This window comes from Streptomyces sp. NPDC005866 (assembly GCF_040629895.1).
Classification (GTDB): Bacteria; Actinomycetota; Actinomycetes; order Streptomycetales; family Streptomycetaceae; genus Streptomyces.
Genome location: NZ_JBEXWP010000011.1, coordinates 63086 through 81865, shown reverse-complemented (window position 1 = coordinate 81865; position 18780 = coordinate 63086). Strand labels below are relative to the sequence as shown.

The 18780-nt window shown below is 70.9% G+C and carries 16 protein-coding genes; 7 read left to right on the top strand and 9 right to left on the bottom strand.

Annotated elements, in window-relative coordinates:
• Window positions 1–64 precede the first annotated feature (64 nt).
• The 6 genes from pucL to polX form a co-directional block, all read right to left on the bottom strand.
• Window positions 65–997, bottom strand: a complete 933-nt coding sequence (gene pucL / locus ABZ396_RS18245; RefSeq protein WP_358924808.1) for a factor-independent urate hydroxylase — start codon at window positions 995–997, stop codon at window positions 65–67.
• A gap of 3 nt (window positions 998–1000) precedes the next feature.
• Window positions 1001–1408 carry a hydroxyisourate hydrolase gene (uraH, locus tag ABZ396_RS18240; RefSeq protein WP_358924806.1) on the bottom strand — a complete coding sequence of 136 codons (408 nt, stop codon included), beginning with the start codon at window positions 1406–1408 and terminating at the stop codon, window positions 1001–1003.
• Window positions 1409–1412: 4 nt separating this feature from the next.
• On the bottom strand, window positions 1413–1925 hold the full coding sequence (uraD, locus tag ABZ396_RS18235) for a 2-oxo-4-hydroxy-4-carboxy-5-ureidoimidazoline decarboxylase (protein WP_358924804.1): 513 nt from the start codon (window positions 1923–1925) through the stop codon (window positions 1413–1415).
• 126 nt (window positions 1926–2051) lie between these two features.
• Window positions 2052–2420 (bottom strand): helix-turn-helix domain-containing protein, encoded by a 369-nt coding sequence (locus tag ABZ396_RS18230; protein ID WP_358924802.1) that lies wholly within the window; start codon window positions 2418–2420, stop codon window positions 2052–2054.
• Window positions 2417–2671, bottom strand: a complete 255-nt coding sequence (locus ABZ396_RS18225; protein WP_358924800.1) for a hypothetical protein — start codon at window positions 2669–2671, stop codon at window positions 2417–2419. Before ABZ396_RS18225 ends, ABZ396_RS18230 begins: the two co-directional genes overlap by 4 nt.
• Before the next feature lie 389 nt (window positions 2672–3060).
• A complete protein-coding gene (gene polX, locus ABZ396_RS18220) occupies window positions 3061–4800 on the bottom strand; it encodes a DNA polymerase/3'-5' exonuclease PolX (protein WP_358924798.1) in 1740 nt (579 codons plus the stop codon).
• A 133-nt stretch (window positions 4801–4933) separates the two neighbouring features.
• Between polX and ABZ396_RS18215 the strand changes: the two genes are divergently transcribed.
• From ABZ396_RS18215 to ABZ396_RS18205, 3 genes are all read left to right on the top strand, one after another.
• Window positions 4934–5791, top strand: coding sequence for a TIM barrel protein (locus tag ABZ396_RS18215; protein ID WP_358924796.1), 858 nt, complete (start codon window positions 4934–4936; stop codon window positions 5789–5791).
• Window positions 5792–5833: 42 nt separating this feature from the next.
• Window positions 5834–6748, top strand: coding sequence for a 2-hydroxy-3-oxopropionate reductase (locus tag ABZ396_RS18210; RefSeq protein ID WP_358924794.1), 915 nt, complete (start codon window positions 5834–5836; stop codon window positions 6746–6748).
• A gap of 499 nt (window positions 6749–7247) precedes the next feature.
• Window positions 7248–7490 carry a hypothetical protein gene (locus tag ABZ396_RS18205; RefSeq protein WP_358924070.1) on the top strand — a complete coding sequence of 81 codons (243 nt, stop codon included), beginning with the start codon at window positions 7248–7250 and terminating at the stop codon, window positions 7488–7490.
• 220 nt (window positions 7491–7710) lie between these two features.
• On the opposite strand, the gene gcl is transcribed toward ABZ396_RS18205, so the two are convergent.
• On the bottom strand, window positions 7711–9495 hold the full coding sequence (gene gcl, locus ABZ396_RS18200) for a glyoxylate carboligase (protein ID WP_358924068.1): 1785 nt from the start codon (window positions 9493–9495) through the stop codon (window positions 7711–7713).
• A 247-nt stretch (window positions 9496–9742) separates the two neighbouring features.
• Between gcl and ABZ396_RS18195 the strand changes: the two genes are divergently transcribed.
• On the top strand, window positions 9743–10423 hold the full coding sequence (locus ABZ396_RS18195) for a hypothetical protein (protein WP_358924067.1): 681 nt from the start codon (window positions 9743–9745) through the stop codon (window positions 10421–10423).
• A 43-nt stretch (window positions 10424–10466) separates the two neighbouring features.
• Here the strand turns inward: ABZ396_RS18195 and ABZ396_RS18190 are convergent, their stop codons facing one another.
• Window positions 10467–12083: an AMP-binding protein gene (locus tag ABZ396_RS18190; RefSeq protein ID WP_358924066.1), complete on the bottom strand. Its 1617-nt coding sequence runs from the start codon at window positions 12081–12083 to the stop codon at window positions 10467–10469.
• Window positions 12080–13762: an AMP-binding protein gene (locus ABZ396_RS18185; protein WP_358924065.1), complete on the bottom strand. Its 1683-nt coding sequence runs from the start codon at window positions 13760–13762 to the stop codon at window positions 12080–12082. Before ABZ396_RS18185 ends, ABZ396_RS18190 begins: the two co-directional genes overlap by 4 nt.
• Window positions 13763–13890: 128 nt before the next feature.
• Between ABZ396_RS18185 and ABZ396_RS18180 the strand changes: the two genes are divergently transcribed.
• The 3 genes from ABZ396_RS18180 to ABZ396_RS18170 all read left to right on the top strand — a co-directional run bounded on the left by ABZ396_RS18180 (window position 13891) and on the right by ABZ396_RS18170 (window position 18675).
• The gene (locus tag ABZ396_RS18180; RefSeq protein WP_358924063.1) at window positions 13891–14724 is read left to right on the top strand and encodes a helix-turn-helix transcriptional regulator; all 834 of its coding nucleotides are present in this window, start codon (window positions 13891–13893) and stop codon (window positions 14722–14724) included.
• A 143-nt stretch (window positions 14725–14867) separates the two neighbouring features.
• Window positions 14868–17678: an AAA family ATPase gene (locus ABZ396_RS18175; protein ID WP_358924062.1), complete on the top strand. Its 2811-nt coding sequence runs from the start codon at window positions 14868–14870 to the stop codon at window positions 17676–17678.
• 205 nt (window positions 17679–17883) lie between these two features.
• Entirely contained in the window at window positions 17884–18675 is a 792-nt protein-coding gene (locus ABZ396_RS18170; RefSeq protein WP_358924060.1) for a serine protease, read from the top strand.
• Window positions 18676–18780 lie beyond the last annotated feature (105 nt).

Genomic DNA, 18780 nt, shown 5'->3' with positions numbered 1-18780 from the left:
GTTTGAGTGCCGCGGCCGGATCGCAGGGCGTCACCGGCCGCGGGTGCCGAGAGTGGGGAGTCGATCAGAGGTTGGTCAGGTCCACCGGGATCTTCGCCTCGCAGCCGTCCCGGAGGACAGTCGCCTCGATCAGGCCGTAGGGCCGGTCGGCGGCGTAGTACACGGCACCGTCTTCGGTGGCGTTCTTGAGGCCGAACGGCTCCAGGTCCACGAGGAAGTGGTGCTTGTTCGGCAGCGAGAAGCGGACCTCGTCGATCTCTTCGCGGTTGTTGATGATGCGCGAGCCCATCTGGTACAGCGTCTGCTGCAGCGAGAGGGAGTACGTCTCGGCGAAGGCCTGGAGCATGTGCTTCCTGGTCTGCTCGTAGGACTCCTCCCAGTTGGGCATCTTCTGCTCGTCGTCAGTCCAGTTGAACCGCCAGCGGGCGGAGACCTGGGTGGCCAGGATGCGGTCGTACGCCTCGGGGAGGGTCGTGTACTTGTCCTTGACGTAGCCCCAGAACTCGGAGTTGGTCGAGTTCATCACGACGAGGTCCTTGAGGCCGGAGATGACCTCCCACGACGAGCCGTCGTAGGTGATCTGGGTCAGCCGGGTCTCCTGGCCCTTCCTGACGAAGGAGTGCTTGACCTCGTCCGCGCCGATGAACTTGGAGTTGGCGTCGGAGGCCTCGATGCGCTCCCAGGCGTACTCCTCGATCCGGATCCGGGCCGTCTTGATCGGCTCCTGGCTGGTCACGAAGTGCCGGGCCAGATGGATGCCGAACTGCTCGGCCGACTCGATGCCGTGCTCCTTGGCGAACGCGAACACCGTGTTCTTGGTGGTGTCGGTCGGCAGGACGTTGGCGTTGGAGCCGGAGTAGTGGACCTCGTCCATGTCGCCGGAGAGCGCGACCGAGACGTTCAGGTCCTTGATGTGGTGGGTGGCACCGTCCCGCGTGATCTTTACGACCCGGTTCTCGGCCTTGCCGTACTGGTTCTGTCCCAGGATGGTGGGCATTAGCTAGCTCCCTCGGTAAACGGAGTAGCCGAACGGGTTGAGCAGCAGCGGTACGTGATAGTGCTCTCCGGGCGTGACGGCGAAAGTGATCGCCACCTCCGGGAAAAACGCACCGCTGTCCCGATTCGCGGGGGCGTCCTGCTGCGCATCGGCTTGCTTTTTCTCGAAATACGGCTCCACGGCGAAGTCGAGCCGTACGTGTGTGGTCCCCTCCGGCAGCGCCGGCAGGTCCTTGCACCGGCCGTCCGTGTCGGTCGCGCTGCCGCCGAGCGCCTGCCAGTCGCCTCCTTGCCCGTAATGGGCGGACCGGCCCTGCCGGGCGGACAGTTGGACGGCGACGCCCTCGGCGGGGCGGCCGAGCGAGGTGTCCAGGATGTGGGTGGACACGGAGGCGGTGGTGCTGGTGCTCATGGTCTCAGGCGTCCTCTTCGACGAGTCGGGCGAGCCGGATGCGGTTGATCTTGCCCAGTTCGGTGCGGACGATCTCCCGCTCATACTCGGCCGCGTTGCCGATCCGCTCCTTGACCGCGTCCCGCATCTCCTCGCCGCTGCGGCCGGTGGCACAGATCAGGAAGACATGGCCGAACTTCTCCTGGTACGCCAGGTTGAGTTCGAGCATCTCCGCCTTGAGCCCTTCGGCGGCGCCGGCCATGCCGGACTGCTCGCGGGCCGAGGCCGGGTCGCCGGGCCTGGGACGGCCGATCGGCGGGTGTCCGGCCATGGCCTCCGCCAGGTCCGCCGCGTTCAGCCCGGCCATGGCGGCGTCGCTGGCGGAGTAGAGGGCCTCGGGGGTGGCGTAGGGGCGGGCGGCGAGCAGCCGCCGGGCCCACGCCGTGGAGGCACAGGCCTCGTGGAGGGCGGCGAAGGCCGCGTGCTCCTCCAGAACATTGAACCGGGCCAGACCCGGGGGCGTGGGAGTCGACGTCACGGGAGCCTCCGTGGCCGTAAGCGGCCTTCGTGCTGAACGGGCTGCCGTCAGCTAACGCCCTCCGAAACCCGACGTCAACACTTTGTTGAAAATTCCGCGTAACAACCCCCGCGCGGAACCCTCCGGTCAGCTCTCCTTGTCGCGGTTGAGGTAGTTGTAGACGGTGAAGCGGCTCACGCCGAGCGCGCTCGCCACGGTCTCCACGCCGTGCCGCACGGAGAAGGCGCCCCGCGCCTCCAGTATCCGCACGACCTCCTGCTTCGCCTTGCGGTCCAGGTCGGCCAGCGGCTTGCCCTGCTTGCGCTCCATGGCGACCAGGATGTGGTCGAGGGAGTCGGCGAGCTGCGGCAGCCGTACGGCGACCACGTCGGTGCCCTCCCAGGCGAGCACCACGTCGTCGGGGCCGGCCTCGTCGGGCGGGAGCATCTCCCCGCCCATGGCGTCGACCAGCGGCTTCACTGCCGTGATGAAGGGCTCGTCCGCGTTTCCGGTCACTTGTCGCCGCCCTCCCCCACCACGTTGACCTGGAGCGAGACCCGGGTGGCGCCGGCCTCCAGGGTCCTGCGCAGCAGCGCGTCCACGGCGGTGAGCACGGCGTCGGCGCCGCCCTCCGCCGTGTTCCCGAACGGCCCGACGTCCACCGCGTCCAGCTGCGCCCCCTCGATGACCTCACGGGCGACCAGCGCGTGTGCGGGTGCCTCGTCGAGGTCGAAGGGCTCGGTCGTGAACTCCACTCTCAATCGCATTGCGCCCCCAGAAAACGCGTCTTTGACCTGCGCTTTTACCCAGATCACCCACCGCGGGGCACATCGGGGCACAACAGGGGCGCATCGGCCGACTGCCGCGCAGCCGCGATACACCCCGGGCCAGTCAATTCACCGTGACGGAGCCGCTGCGTCCGTCACGAGGCGACCCTAACCGACCGGCGCGTCCCTCCGCCCGCACTCACGATCCGTAAGAACGCCCACGACGGCTGCGGCCGGCACCGACCGGCACCGACCGGCATCATTCGGCGCACTTGTTGCCTGCGGATTGATCAGGTCCTTGCTGGAGTTGAGGCGGAACTGCTGGGCGCCGGCGTGGTCCGCCGGACAGGCCCTGCCGCGCGGCACCGGTCTCCGGGCGGCCTCCCGGCTCAGCCGTTCTTGCGCAGGAAGCTCCGCAGCCGTCGCTCGGGCCAGGTGTTGATCACATCGTCCTTGGTGAGCCAGCCGCGCTGTGCGGTGCCGATGCCGTAGCGCATGGCGTCCAGATGGGGGACGGCGTGGGCGTCGCTGTTCACGGCGAAATTCACGCCGTGCCGCCGGGCCCGCAGGATGTCCTCGTCGCGCAGGTCGAGACGGTCCGGGTGGGCGTTGATCTCCAGGGCCGTACCGGTGCGGGCGCAGGCGGCGAAGACCGCGTCGAGGTCGGCGTCGATGCCGGGCCGCTTGCCGATGAGGCGGGTGGTGGGGTGGCCGATGATGTGGACGTACGGGTTCTCGCAGGCCCGGACGAGCCGCCGGGTCAGGGCGTCGCGGCTCTGGTTGAAGTGCGAGTGGACCGAGGCCACGCACAGGTCGAAGCCGGCGAGGAAGTCGTCCGGCCAGTCCACCTCGCCGTCGGGGCCGATGTTCAGCTCGGTGCCGTGCAGCAGCCGTAGCCCGCCGCGCCGGCCCCGGGTGGGGTAGGTGCCGTCGAGTTCGCGCACCCGCTCCCGCTGGGCCAGCATCCGCTCGTCGGTCATGCGCTGCATGGCCAGGTCCGGGGCGTGGTCGGTGATCGCGTAGTAGGTGTAGCCGCGCCGGGCGGCCGCTTCCACCATCTCCTCCAGCGGGGCGAGCCCGTCGGTGAGATCGGTGTGGGTGTGCAGGTCACCGCGGAGGTCGGCCTCGGTGACCAGCTCCGGCAGCTCGTCCCGCAGCCCCGCCTCGATCTCGCCGCGGTCCTCGCGCAGGGGTGGTGGGATCCAGGGCAGGCCGAGACGGGCGTACACCTCCTCCTCGGTCTCGGAGACGATCTTCTCGCCGCTCTCGACGTCGAAGAGCCCGTACTCGGAGAGCTTGAGCTTCTGGTGCACGGCCCGTTCGCGGGTGCGGATGTTGTGGGCCTTGGAGCCGGTGAAGTACTGCAGCGCCGCGCCCCAGGAGTCCGGCGGTACGACCCGCAGGTCGACGTTGAGGCCCTTGCTGGTGCGGACGGAGGTCTTGGTATCGCCCTGGCCGATGACCTCGGTGACGTACGGCAGCTCGGTGAAAGCCCGCATGACCGGCGCCGACTTCTTCGCAGCGACGAGGATGTCGATGTCGCCGATCGTCTCGCGGAACCGGCGCAGTGACCCGGCGTAGGTGCACTTCGCGCAGCCGGTCACCGCGGACAGCGCGTCGACGATGCCCTCCGCCAGGTCCAGGGCCACGTCGAGCTGCACCCGGCCCCCGGCCGACTGGAGCAGCTCGATGCCGTGGCGGATGTTCTCCTCGGTCTTCGGCCCGAAGCCCTTGAGATCGCGCAGCCGCTCCTGGTGGATGGCTTCGGCCAGTTCCTCGACCGAGGAGATGCCCAGCTCCTCGTAGACGGCCATCGCCTTCTTCGGGCCGAGGGTGGGGATGGCGGTCAGCCGCCGTACCCCGGCGGGGATCTTCGCCCGCAACTCCTCCACGGCGGACACGCTGCCTCTGTCGTAGAACTCCAGGACCTTCTGGGCGATCGACTTCCCGACGTTCGGGATCTCCTGGAGCTCTTTGAGGTCGAGCGTGGCGACATCGTCGTGGTGACCGCCGACCGACCGGGCGGCCTTCTCGTAGACCCGCGCCTTGAAGGCGTCTCCGCCGGTGATCGAGATCAGGTCCGCGTACTCCTGGAGCAGAGCGGCGACCTCGTCGTTGGACCGTGCCATGCCTTCAGGGTAGGGCGCGGGATTTGCGCGGGCGCTCTTGACAGCTCTCCCCGGCCACAGGCAGTCTTCCATTAAGCAGAAATAAACTTCCACATTATGGAAACAGAGACAGCGGAAGGGAGCGCCGACCCCCATGCCAGGTTTTGAATTGAGCGCAGCCGCAGAGCAGCGCTTCAACGTCAACCTGTCGATCCTCTTCACGGAACTCCCGCTCCTGGAGCGCCCCGCGGCCGCCGCCGCGGCCGGCTTCGGCGCGGTCGAGCTGTGGTGGCCCTGGGTCGACTCCCCCACCCCCGAGCGGTCCGAACTCGACGCGCTGAAGAACGCGATCGAGGACGCGGGCGTCCGTCTGACGGGCCTGAACTTCTACGCCGGGCAGCTGCCCGGCCCCGACCGGGGCGCCCTGTCGATCCCCGGTGCGGAGTCGGAGAAGTTCCGCGCCAACATCGACGTGGCCGCCGGCTTCGCGCAGTCGCTCGGCTGCAAGGCGCTCAACGCGCTGTACGGCAACCGCGTCGACGGCGTGGACCCGGCCGAGCAGGACGCGCTGGCCCTGGAGAACCTGGCCCTCGCGGCCCGCGCGGCCGACCGGATCGGCGCGGTCCTTCTGATCGAGACCCTCAACCGGCCCGAGTCGCCGCTGTACCCGCTGGTGAGCGCACCGGCCGGCGTCGGCGTGGTCGACAAGGTCAACGAGGCCACGGGGCTCGGCAACGCGCGCTTCCTCATGGACCTCTACCACCTGTCCATGAACGGCGAGGACCTGCCGTCGGTGATCGAGCGGTACACCTCGAAGACCGGCCACGTACAGATCGCCGACAACCCGGGCCGCGGCGCCCCGGGCACGGGTTCGCTCCCTCTTGAGGAGCTGCTCGACCAACTGAGGAAGGCCGGTTACGACGGCTGGGTCGGCCTGGAGTACAAGCCGGGCGACCAGCCGAGCGCCGAGGCCTTCGAGTGGCTCCCGCGCGAAGCGCGCGCCGCCCGCTGAACCCCCCGACTTCGCAGAGCAGTTGAGAGAGGCACCCCCATCATGAGCACCCTTCCCCCCTCCTCCCGCCCGACCCGCCCGGCGATCGCGTGGATCGGCCTCGGCATCATGGGCTCGCCCATGTCCGAGAACCTGATCAAGGCGGGTTACGAGGTCACCGGCTACACCCTGGAGCAGGAGAAGCTGGACCGTCTGGCCGCGGCAGGCGGCACGGCCGCCTCCTCGATCGCCGAGGCCGTGCGTGACGCCGACGTGGTCATCACGATGGTGCCCGCGTCGCCGCACGTCGAGGCCATCGCCTACGGCCCGGACGGCATCCTGGAGAACGCCAGGCAGGGCTGTCTGCTGATCGACATGTCCTCGATCACCCCGCAGACCTCCGTCGACCTGGCCGCCGCCGCCAAGGACAAGGGCATCCGCGTCCTCGACGCCCCCGTCTCCGGCGGTGAGGCCGGCGCCATCGAGGCCGTGCTGTCGATCATGGTCGGCGGCGAGCAGGCCGACTTCGACCAGGCCAAGCCGATCTTCGAGGCGCTGGGCAGGACCATCGTGCTGTGCGGTCCGCACGGCTCCGGCCAGACCGTGAAGGCGGCCAACCAGCTGATCGTCGCCGTGAACATCCAGGCGTGCGCGGAGGCCGTGGTCTTCCTGGAGAAGTCCGGCGTGGACCTGACGGCCGCGCTGGACGTGCTGGGCGGCGGCCTGGCCGGCTCGACCGTGCTGACGCGGAAGAAGGACAACTTCCTCAACCGCGACTTCAAGCCGGGCTTCCGGATCGACCTGCACCACAAGGACATGGGCATCGTGACCGACGCGGCCCGCAATGTCGGCGCCGCCCTGCCGGTCGGTGCCGTGGTGGCTCAGCTGGTCGCCTCCCTGCGCGCGCAGGGCGACGGCGGCCTCGACCACTCCGCGCTGCTGCGCGCGGTCGAGCGCCTCTCGGGCGCCCAGTTCTGAGCCGAACCCATGACCTCCGGGCGGCGCCGGCGCTGACAACTGTCCTGTCGCGCCCAGGCGCCGGCGCCGCCCGGAACCTGGCCCACTTCCACGCCGCCGACCCGGAGTACGGCAAGCGCGTGGAGGAGGCGGTCCGCGCCCTGCGCGAGGACTGACACAGACGGCCCGCGCACCGCCGGACGGCCCGGATGAGGGGTGGCCGGCCGGATGTGCGCGGGCGTGGCAAGGACCGCGGCGGCGTGCGAGCCAGTGCGGTGGTGAAGGAACCGAGCGCCCTTCTCGACCAGAGGGAAGGCCGCCCCGGCTCCGTCGCACCCGCCGCGGTCCCAGCCGTTCCAGGCCCCGTCCGGCGGCGCGAACGACCTGTCGCGCCCAGCCTCGTGCCGTCGGACGGCCACAGCCGAAGAAGCCTCACCGAGCGCCGGAGCGCCGGACGCGGAACCGTCCGCGTCCGGCGCTTCGGCGTGCGTATCCGCCCCTGCCGCAGCACGCTGAAGGCATGACAGCACACCCACCGACGGAGTTCCCCCACATCGTCGTGCACGCTCCCGCCCTGGACGGCTCCCGGCGGGTCACCGAGCGGGATGTGACCCTGGGGATCGCCTCGCACCTCGACGACGTGGTCGAAATCCTGCGGATGGCCGATCTGGACCGGATCGAGGTCGAGGAGAGTGACCTCATCGAGTGGCAGGGCGGCGGGCCGGACGACTGGCCGGGGCTGGCCGAGTACCCCGAGGGCTGACGAAACCGATCCGAAAAGCCATACACCCGGGCGAACCGCTCCCCAGATCCTCAAAGAAGGCTCAGAACCTCGTCCAGGATGCTTCAACCGCCCACGTGGGCGGGCATATCCACGTCACACGGAGCCCGTCGGCACGGGGGCGGCGGGCTCCGTGTACCGACAGCGCGAAGCGGGCGGTCCATCCCCGGGGGATGGGCCGCCCGCTCTCGTCTCGGCCGGCTCAGACCTTCAGCGTCCTGATCGACGTCGGCGCATGACCGGGCTCGGTCGCGATCTCCTCGAACTCGACGACGTTGCCGATGTCGTTGGTCGTGGACATCGAGATGTTCGTGACCCGCTCCAGGATCGCCTCCACCACCACCGGCACCTGGTGCTCCTGCGCCAGCTTCTTGGCCCGCTCGAAGGCCGCGCCCAGCTCGTTCGGGTCGGTCACCCGGATGGCCTTGCAGCCCAGGCCCTCGGCGACCTTGACGTGGTCGACTCCGTAGACGCCCAGCTCGGGCGAGTTGATGTTCTCGAACTCGAGATTGACCTGGAAGTCGATCTCGAACGCCCGCTGCGCCTGGCGGATCAGCCCCAGGTAGGAGTTGTTGACGAGGACGTGGACGTACGGGATCTTGTGCTGCGCGCCGACCGCCAGCTCCTCCAGCATGAACTGGAAGTCGTAGTCGCCGGAGAGGGCCACCACGGAGGCCTCCGGGTCGGCCTTGGCCACGCCCAGCGCGGCCGGGATGGTCCAGCCGAGAGGGCCCGCCTGGCCGCAGTTGATCCAGTGCCGCGGCCTGAAGACGTGCAGCATCTGGGCGCCGGCGATCTGTGAGAGACCGATCGTGGAGACATACCGGGTCTCCGGGCCGAAGGCCTTGTTCATCTCCTCGTAGACGCGCTGCGGCTTGATCGGGATGTCGTCGAAGTGCGTACGGCGCTGGAGGGTCGCCTTCCTCTCCTGCGCGGCCGCGGCCCAGGCGGAGCGGTCGGGCAGCCTGCCCGCGGCCTTCAACTCCCTTGCCACCTCGACGAAGAGCTCCAGAGCCGCCTTGGCGTCGGAGGCGATGCCGTAGTCGGGGGCGAAGATCTTGCCGATCTGGGTCGGCTCGATGTCGACGTGGACGAACTTCCGGCCCGCCGTGTAGACGTCCAGCTTGCCGGTGTGGCGGTTGGCCCAGCGGTTGCCGATGCCGAGGACGAAGTCGGACTCCAGGAAGGTCGCGTTGCCGTAGCGGTGCGAGGTCTGCAGGCCGACCATGCCGGCGTTCAGCTCGTGGTCGTCGGGCAGCACGCCCCAGCCCATGAGGGTGGGGACGACCGGCGTTCCCGTCAGCTCCGCGAACTCCACCAGCAGTTCGGCGGCATCCGCGTTGATGACACCGCCGCCCGCGACGATCAGCGGGCGCTCGGCGGCGTTCAGCAGGCCGATCGCCTTCTCGATCTGGGGGCGGGTCGCGGCCGGCTTGTAGACCGGGAGCGGCTCGTACGTCTCCGGGTCGAACTCGATCTCGGTGAGCTGGACGTCGATCGGCAGGTCGATCAGGACCGGGCCCGGGCGGCCGGAGCGCATCAGGTGGAAGGCCTGCTGGAAGACGCCGGGGACCTGGGCCGCCTCCAGCACGGTGACCGCCATCTTGGTCACGGGCTTGGCGATCGAGGCGATGTCGACGGCCTGGAAGTCCTCCTTGTGGATCACCGCGGTCGGCGCCTGGCCGGTGATGCAGAGGATCGGGATGGAGTCCCCGGTGGCCGAGTACAGGCCGGTGATCATGTCGGTGCCGGCCGGGCCGGACGTGCCGATACAGACGCCGATGTTGCCGGCGTGGGTCCGGGTGTAGCCCTCGGCCATGTGCGAGGCGCCCTCGACATGGCGGGCGAGGGTGTGGTTGATGCCGCCGGAGGCCTTCAGCGCCGCGTAGAACGGGTTGATCGCCGCGCCCGGCACCCCGAACGCGGCGCTGACGCCCTCGCGCTTGAGGATCTCAACTGCCGCGCGGGCAGCGGTCATTCGAGCCATCGAGTACTCCTGCTTCGGCTGTCGGATGCCTGCTCCCGTCGCGCCCCGCGGTGAGCACAGTCTCCAGATCTGAAATCTTCCGGATGCTTCCGCGGTAGATCCCTTACGGTTTCCACATTGCGGAAAATAACTTCTGCTATCTGAAATCAATGTAGGTGCGGGGATGAACGTCGTCAAGGGACGGACAACCGGGCCCCGGCGGGAGCAGCATGGGACCGTGAAGCGACACGACGCCTGAGGTGGGGCCATGTCCGAGAGCGTGCCGGTGTGCTGTCCGGCCTGTCGGCGCGAGCACGTCTACACCGCGCCGTCGTACCCCTACGCCTGCGGTGCCCCGATCACCCCGTCCCTCGACGGCACGGCCGCGCCGACGCCGGTGGCGCACCGCGCCTGGGACGAGGAGTGGCTGACGGTGAGCTGCGGCTCCTGCGGCCGCCGGGACCAGTGGCCGCAGCCGGAGCTGGGCTGCCCCTGCGGGGCGGTACTGCGCGTCCCGGTCGCCGGGAACGTGTCCGCGCCCGCGCCCGCGCCGGGTCCCGAGCCGCGGCCCCCTTTCCATCCGGTCACCATCCGTACCGCCCGGGACGTGGTCACCGCCGCCGCGCTCTATCTGCGGTGGCTCGGCTACCGGGACATCCGCCGCGCCGACCAGCAGCCGCCGTCCGGCATCGGCCTGGCCGCGCCCGGTCTGGTCGCCCAGGTGGACCCGACCGTGCGCCCGGCCTCGCTGCGGGACGTGGAGTGCCTGTGGCTGACGGCGATGACGGAGGACTCCGGCTGCGTCTACTTCTCCCTCGCCGGATACACCGAGGACGCCCGCGACCGCGCCGACGCCCTCGGCATCCCGCTGTTCGTCCTGGACCTCACGGGCACACCGCAGCCGGTCAACGACCCCGCGGACGGCCTGGACGCAACCGGCGCCGTCTGAGACACCTCAGGTGTCCCGGACGGCGCCCGGCGAACGAAGAGGCTCAGCCTCCGTAGGTCTCCCGCAGCTCGATCTTGCGTACCTTGCCCGACACCGTCATCGGGAAGGTCTCCAGGATCTGCATCCGGCTCGGCACCTTGTAGTGGGCCAGCCGGCCCTCGCAGAAGGCCCGCAGTTCCTCCAGGGTGAGCGGTTCGGCCGGGTCGTGGGGGATGACACAGGCCAGCACCTCCTCGCCGTACCTCTCGTGCGGCACCCCGACCACCTGGACGTCACGGATCTTGGGGTGGGCGTAGAGGAACTCCTCAATCTCGCGCGGGTAGATGTTCTCGCCGCCCCGGATGATCATGTCCTTGATCCGGCCGACGATCTCGACGTACCCGTCCTCGCGCATCATCGCCAGATCGCCGGTGTGCATCCAGCGCCCCGGGTCGACGGCCTCCGCCGTCTTCTCCGGCTCCTTCCAGTAACCGAGCATCACGCTGTAGCCCCGGGTGCACAACTCGCCTGACGTGCCGCGGGGCTGGGTGACCCCGGTGGCCGGGTCGACGACCTTGACCTCCAGGTGCGGCAGCACCCGGCCGGCCGTGCCGGTGCGGTGTTCCAGGTCGTCGTCGATACGGGTCTGGAGCGACACCGGACTCGTCTCGGTCATGCCGTAGCAGATGGAGACCTCCGCCATGTGCATCTCGGCGACCACCCGTTTCATCACCTCGACCGGGCAGGGCGAGCCCGCCATGATGCCGGTGCGCAGCGACGACAGGTCGTACGACGCGAAGTCGGCGAGGTTCAGCTCCGCGATGAACATCGTCGGTACCCCGTACAGCGAGGTGCAGCGCTCCTGCCGGACCGCCTCCAGGGTCGCCCTCGGCTCGAAGGACGGGGCCGGGATCACCATGCAGGCGCCGTGCGAGGTGGCGGCCAGGTTGCCCATCACCATGCCGAAGCAGTGGTAGAAGGGAACCGGGATGCAGATCCGGTCCTGCTCGCTGTATCCGACCAACTCCCCGACGAAATGGCCGTTGTTGAGGATGTTGTGGTGGGACAGCGTGGCCCCCTTCGGGAAGCCGGTGGTCCCCGAGGTGTACTGGATGTTGATGGGGTCGTCGCAGGACAACTCCGCCGTGCGGGCAGCCAGTTCGGCGCCCCACTCGGCCGTCCCGCGCGCGACCAGCGCCTCCCAGCCGGGATCCCCGATGTACACGGCCTCCCGCAACTGCGGGCACCGGCCCCGCACTTCCTCCACCATCGCCCGGTAGTCGCTGGTCCTGTGGCTGAGTGAGGCGAACAGCAGGGAGACCCCGGCCTGTTTGAGGACGTACTCGACCTCGTGGGTCCGGTAGGCCGGATTGATGTTGACCATGATCGCGCCGATCCGGGCGGTGGCGTACTGCACCAGCACCCACTCGGCGCAGTTGACCGCCCAGATGCCCACCCGGTCGCCCTTGGCGATCCCGCTCGCGAGCAGCGCGGAGGCCAACCGGTCGACGTCGGCGGCGAATTCGGCGTAGGTCCAGCGTCGCCCGGACGGCACGTCGACGAGCGCCTCCCGGTCCGGCCAGGCCGCGACGGCCCGGTCGAGGTTGGCGCCGATCGTGTCACCGAGCAGGGCCGTGCCGCTCGTGCCGTGCGTGTACGAGAGTGCGGATGCCGAGGTCACCGGAAGTCCTCCTCGCGGTACTCCCCGGCCGAGCCCGCCGCCGTCGCCTCGCGCAGCTCGATCCGCCGGATCTTTCCGGACACGGTCTTGGGCAGCGGGGCGAACTCCAGCCGCCGGATGCGCTTGTACGGCGCGAGGACCTGACGGGCGTGCTCGAAGAGCACCTTCGCGGTGTCCGGGCCCGGCTCCCAGCCCGCCGCCAGCACGACGTACGCCTTGGGCACGGCCAGCCGCAGCTCGTCCGGCGCCGGGACGACGGCCGCCTCGGCCACCGCCTCGTGCTCAAGGAGCGCGCTCTCCAGCTCGAACGGGCTGATCTTGTAGTCGGACGCCTTGAACACGTCGTCCGCACGGCCGACGTAGGTGATGTAGCCGTCCTCGTCCCGGGAGCCGATGTCACCGGTGCGGTAGTAGCCGCCGGCCATCGCCTCCGCCGTACGGTCGGCGTCCCCGTGGTACCCGCTCATCAGGCCCACCGGCCGCGCCGACAGGTCGAGCGCGATCTCGCCCTCCGTCATCCCCGGCGCCCCCGACACCGGGTCGAGCAGCTCGATGCGGTACCCCGGACTCGGGCGGCCCATCGAGCCGGTCTTCAGCGGCTGCCCGGGGCTGTTGGAGACCTGTACGGCCGTCTCCGTCTGCCCGAACCCGTCCCGGATGGTGAGGTTCCAGGCCCGCCGCACCTGCTCGATCACCTCGGGATTGAGCGGCTCACCGGCCGCCACCACCTCACGGGGCGGGGTACGCAGCTGCGTCAGATCCGCCTGGATCAGCATCCGCCACACCGTCGGCGGGGCGCAGAAGGAGGTCACCCCGTGCCGGTCCATCTCGGCCATCAGCCGGCCCGGGTCGAATCGGCTGTAGTTGTGGATGAAGACCGTCGCCTCCGCGTTCCACGGCGCGAACAGGTTCGACCAGGCGTGCTTCGCCCAGCCCGGCGAGGAGATGTTCAGGTGCACATCACCGGGCTTGAGGCCGATCCAGTACATGGTGGCCAGATGCCCGACCGGGTACGAGGTGTGGGTGTGCTCGACCAGCTTGGGCCGTGCGGTGGTGCCCGAGGTGAAGTAGAGCATCAGCGGGTCGTCGGCCAGCGTCGGCCCGTCCGGCACGAAGTCGGCCGAGGCGGCGTACGCGTCCTCGTACGGCTCCCACGCCCCCTCCTCCGACGGCGGCAGCCCGCCCACCGCGATCCGGGTGTACGTCCCGGGCACCTCGGCGAACTTGGCGGCGTCCTCGGGCCGCGCGATCACATGCTTCACCCGGCCCCGCTCGACGCGGTCGCGCAGGTCGGCCGGACCGAGCAGCGGGGTGGCCGGGATGACGACGGCACGCAGCTTCATCGCGGCCAGCGCGGTCTCCCACAGCTCGGCCTGGTTGCCGAGCATGACGAGGATGCGGTCCTCCGGCTCGACGCCCCGCGCCCGCAGATGGCCCGCGACCCGGTCGGAGCGCTCGGACAGCTCGGCGAAGGACAGCTTCGTCCCGGTGCCGTCCTCCTCCACGATGTGCAGGGCGGTGCGGTCGTTGCCCTCGGCGATGACGTCGAACCAGTCCAGCGCCCAGTTGAAGTGCTCCGGCCGCGGCCAGTCGAAGCCCTCGTAAGCGGTGGCATAGTCGTCACGGTGTTCCAGCAGGAAGTCCCGTGCCCTGCGGAAGTCCTCCGTCGCACTCGTCATACGCGTCTCCTTCAGTACCGGACCATTGCCGGGCGGCTCTCTGGCATCGTGTAATCCGTGATGCAGGTCTCACTACCCCCGAACGGGGGTGTGGACATCACAGGTCCGGGGTCGAAGGGGCGGCACAAGTGGCAGCAGAGGTCGCGGGGGCGGTGGAGATACTCGGTGCGCTGGCCAGACTCCGGCGCGCCACCGGGCTCCCGATCGCCTTCGGCGGGCTCGTCGACGCGGGCCGGCCGCAGGTGCGGATCAGCGAGCTGACCGGCGCCCACACGGCCGCCCTGCGGTCCCTCGCGGTCACCTCGGGAAACGGCCTGGGCGGCAAGGCGGTCGCGCTGGGCCGCCCGTGCGCGGTCACCGACTACTCCGTCTCCCGGCAGATCAGCCACGAGTACGACATCCCGGTCGCGGCCGAGGGCATCCGCTCGGTGCTCGCGGTGCCCGTGGTGGTGCGGCGCCGGGTGCGGGGCGTGCTGTACGGCGCGCTGCGCACCGCCCAGCCGCTGGGCGACCGCACGCTCGGCGCGGCGGTGGCGGCGGCGCGGGACGTGGAACAGGCGCTGGTCGTGCAGGACCAGGCCAGGGGGCTGCTGGCGGCGGCACGGCCGGAACCCGCCGCCGTACCGGATCCGGGGGCCGCCTGGGAGCAGGTGCGGGAGGCGCATGCCGCGCTGCGGGCGCTCGCCCCGCGGATCACCGACCCCGGGCTGCGCGCCGAACTGCTCGCCGCCTGTGGGCTGCTGGCCGCCCCGGCACGGGCGGCCGATGGGACACTGGCGCCCCGGGAGCTGGATGTGCTGGCCTGGGTGGCGGCCGGTGCGACCAACGCGGCGGTGGCCGAGCGGCTCGGGCTGCGGCCCGAGACGGTCAAGGCGTATCTGCGCTCGGCGATGCGGAAACTGGGCGCGCACACCCGGGGGGAGGCGGTGGCGGCGGCTCGTCGGACGGGGTTGTTGCCGTAGCGGAGGGGACCCATTCCATTCATGCGGATACGCTTTGAATTTCCGGCTGCCGGAGCGCTGTTATTTCCCTCACCACGCCGTCCGGCCGAATTTCGGGGTTCGTTGCCTAGAATTTGGCCCGGACACGACACACGAGGGGAGCGGTGACCGTGCGACGGGACTTCCAGGAGTCTGCCAGATGCCGCCCCGACCTGGTCATCGGCCGGGCCGAGCTGTTCTCGGCCGCTCGTGAACAGCTCACCTCGGGCGGCAGCGTGCTCCTGCACGGGCCCGCCGGAATAGGAAAATCGACCGTCCTGCGGGCCTTGGACGCCGAATACTCCGGCACCGCCCGCACCGTGTTGCGCTGCTCGGCCACCGAGTCCGAATCCCATCTCCCCTTCCTCGCCCTCGCCGACCTCTTCGGACTGGTCCTCGACGAGGTCGCGCCCCGGCTGCCCGGCGCCCAGCGCACCGCCCTGGAGTCGGCGCTCACCGGCCGCGGCGAGTCCACCCTCCAGCGCAACGGCCTCGCCCTGCGCCTCGCGGTCCTGTCCGCGCTGCGCGCGCTGGCCGCCGAGGGGCCGGTGCTGGTCGTCGCCGACGACCTCCAGTGGCTGGATCCGGCCAGCGCCGAACTCCTCGGCTTCGCCGCCCGCCGCCTCGGCGGCACCCCGGTCCAACTGCTGTGCGCGGTCCGCACGGAGGGCCAGGAGTACGACCGTCACCTACGCGCGTCACCCCCGGACACCGTCGCCGTCCGCCTCGGCCCGCTCACCCGCAAGCAGGTCTCCGAGTTGCTGGACCACCGCGGGCACTCCGGGCTGACCCGGGCCGCGGTCCGGGAGATCCACCGCACCAGCGGCGGCAACCCGCTGTTCGCCCTGGAACTCGGCCGCGCCCTCGCCGAGAACCCGACCCCGCCCCGGCCCGGCGAGCCACTGCCGGTGCCGACCTCGCTGCGCGCCCTGGTCCTCACCCGCCTCGACATGCTGTCCGTCGAGGCCCGCCGCACCCTCCTGGTGGCCAGCGCCGGTGCCAGGCCCACACCCGCCCTGCTGCACGCGGCCGGCCGGGAGAACGTCGAGGCCGAGTGCGCCCAGGCGGCCGAACTCGGGCTGCTGGCCACCGAGCCGGAGGGCCCCGCCGTGCGCTTCGCACACCCCCTGATCTCCGCCGCGCTGTACGCCGAGGCGCCCGCGCAGGAGCGCCGGGCCGCGCACGCGGCGCTGTCGACGGCAGCCTCCGACCCGATCGAGCGGGCCCGGCACCTGGCCCTGGCCACCACCGGCACCGACCCGGAGGTGGCCGCCCGGCTCGCCGAGGCCGCGACCCAGGCCCGGGACCGGGGCGCGCCCTCGGTCGCCGCACAGCTCGGGCTGCTCGCCGCCCGGCACACCCCAGCCGACACCACACCCACGCCGGACGAGCGCCGGCTCCGGGCCGCCGAGGACGCGATCACCGCGGGCGAGGTCGACCTCGCCCAGGACATCGCCCGCGAGGTGCTCACCCGGGCCACCCGCCCCGCGGACCGGGTGCGGGCCTGGATCATCGTGATCGACACCGCCGGCCACACCATGACGGAGGTCGACGCGGCCTTCCCGCACGCCCTCGCCGACGCCGGCGACGACCCCCGGCTGCTCGGTCTCGTCCACTACCAGCTGGCCTGGCGGGCGCTGATCGTGGGGGGCGACTTCACCGAGGCCCGGCAGGCGGCCGCGCACTCCGCCGATCTCGCGGCGCGCGGCGACGACCGGCGCACCGAGCTGCTCGCGCTGTCCCTGCAGGCCCAGGTCGAGACCCTGATGGGCCATCCGGCCGCGCCCGCCACCATCAAGCGCGCCCTGACGGAGCCGCAGGACCCGAACGTGTCGTGCCATCACAACGGGGCCGGCAGCGCCCGGTTCCGCTGGCTGGTGATGGGCGACCAGCTGGCCGAGGCACGGGCCACGGTCACCGCGCTGCTGCGCGAGGTGCGCCGGCGCGGCCAGGTGGAGAGCGAGGTGCACTTCCTGCGCGGGCTGGCCGAGACCGAGCTGCGCTCCGGGCACTGCGGCCGGGCGCTCGATCTGGCCCAGGAGGGTTTGCGCCTCGCGCACGACTCCGGGATCGGCGAGACCGCCTCCGCGATGCTCACCTCGCTGGCCGAGGCCTCCGGCGGTGATGTGGACCGGGGCCTCGCGCTGGCCCGGGAGGCGGTGGACCACGCCGAACAGGACGGCGACACGGTGTATCTGTCCCGGGCCCTGGGCGCACTCGGATACGCCCAGTTGGTGGCAGGCGACCCGGCGGGCACCGTGCGCTCGCTGCGCCGGGTGCGGGAGCTGGAGCAGAGCCTCGGCATCACCGACCCGGCGCGCGGCCGCTGGCAGGGCGACCTGGCCGAGGCGCTGGTCCGGGTGGGTGAGCCGGCCGAGGCGCAGGACGTCATCGACGTCACCCGGGAGCACGCGCTCAGGCTCCGCCGGGAGAGTGTTCTCGCCGTGCTCGACCGGGCCGAGGCGCTCGTCCGGGCGGCCCACGGCGAACACGACGCGGCCGTCGCCCAGCTGACCTCGGCCCAGGACCGGTTCGCCAAACTGGGCTACGGCCTGGAGGAGGCACGGGCCGCGTTCGCGCTCGCCTCGCTGCGCGAGCGGCGCTCCCCCACGGCGTACGACGAGGCCACCCGGCTGTTCCGGCGGTGCCGGGCACTGCCGTGGCTGCGTCAGGTGGACGAGGCCGTCTCGGCGCCCGAGCCCGCGCCGGCGGTCGGGGCGCCGGCCGAGCCCGCCGCCGCCCTGGAGGGGCTGGCCGCGATGGAGCGTCAGGTCGCCGCGCTGGTCATGGAGGGCGCCACCAACCGGGAGATCGCCGCCCGGCTGTTCATCAGCGTCAAGACGGTGGAGGCGACGCTGACCCGGGTCTACCGCAAGCTGGGCATCCGATCGCGCGTGGACATAGTCCGTTTGGCGGCGGAGCGGCGCGCGAAGTGAGAGCGCTCCCGGTTAACTGAGGCGGACCGAGGGTTTTCCCTCCCCCATCCCCCTAGGGGGTTCCCTCATTGGGAGGGTGGGGTTCCGGGTCCTAGCTTATGGATGTGCCGCTCGCCCGGGCATACGGGGGTCGGTCCCGCGACCCCCGTGCTGCACCCCCCACACCAGCGCGACCCCCCACCGGCAACCCCCACTGAGGAGACTCATGTTCGGGCTCAACCGCGCTAGAAAGACCGCCGCCGTCCTGGCGGCGACGGCTGCCGCCGCAGCGACCGCGCTGATCGCGTCCCCCACCGCGTCAGCCGCCCCCCAGCCCATCGTCGGCGGCACGACGACCACGACCACCGCGTACCCGTTCATGATGCAGATCACGGACGCGTCGGGCAGCCAGTTCTGCGGCGGCACCCTGGTGTCGGCCACCAAGGTGGTGACCGCCGCCCACTGCATGGAGGGCGAGTCCGCCGGCAACGTCCGCGTGGTCGGGGGCCGCACGTACCTCAACGGCACCAACGGCACGGTCAGCAAGGTCAGCAAGATCTGGATCAACCCGGACTACACGGACGCCACCAACGGCGACGACGTGTCGGTCCTCACCCTCTCGACGGCGATGTCGTACACCCCGGCGTCGTACGTCAGCTCCTCCCAGACCAGCCTGTACGCGGCCGGCACCACGGCCCGCATCCTCGGCTGGGGCACCACCTCGGAGAACGGCAGCTCCTCCAACCAGCTGCGGACCGCGACCGTCCCGATCGTGTCCGACTCCGGCTGCAAGAGCTCCTACGGTTCGGACTTCGTCCAGACCGACATGGTGTGCGCCGGATACACCTCCGGCGGCGTAGACACCTGCCAGGGCGACAGCGGCGGTCCCCTGCTCATCGGGGGCGTCCTGGCAGGGATCACTTCCTGGGGCGAGGGGTGCGCGGAGGCCGGTTACCCGGGTGTCTACAGCCGGCTGACCACCTTCTCGGACCTGGTGACCGCGCAGGTCAACTCGTAACCCAAGGTCTCCTGAGTACCCCTCAGGTGAGTGACCAGGGGGCGTTGCGGGCTTCCACGAGCAGCCCGCAGCGCCCCCTATCCATGTCTGCGGCGTGCACGGCTA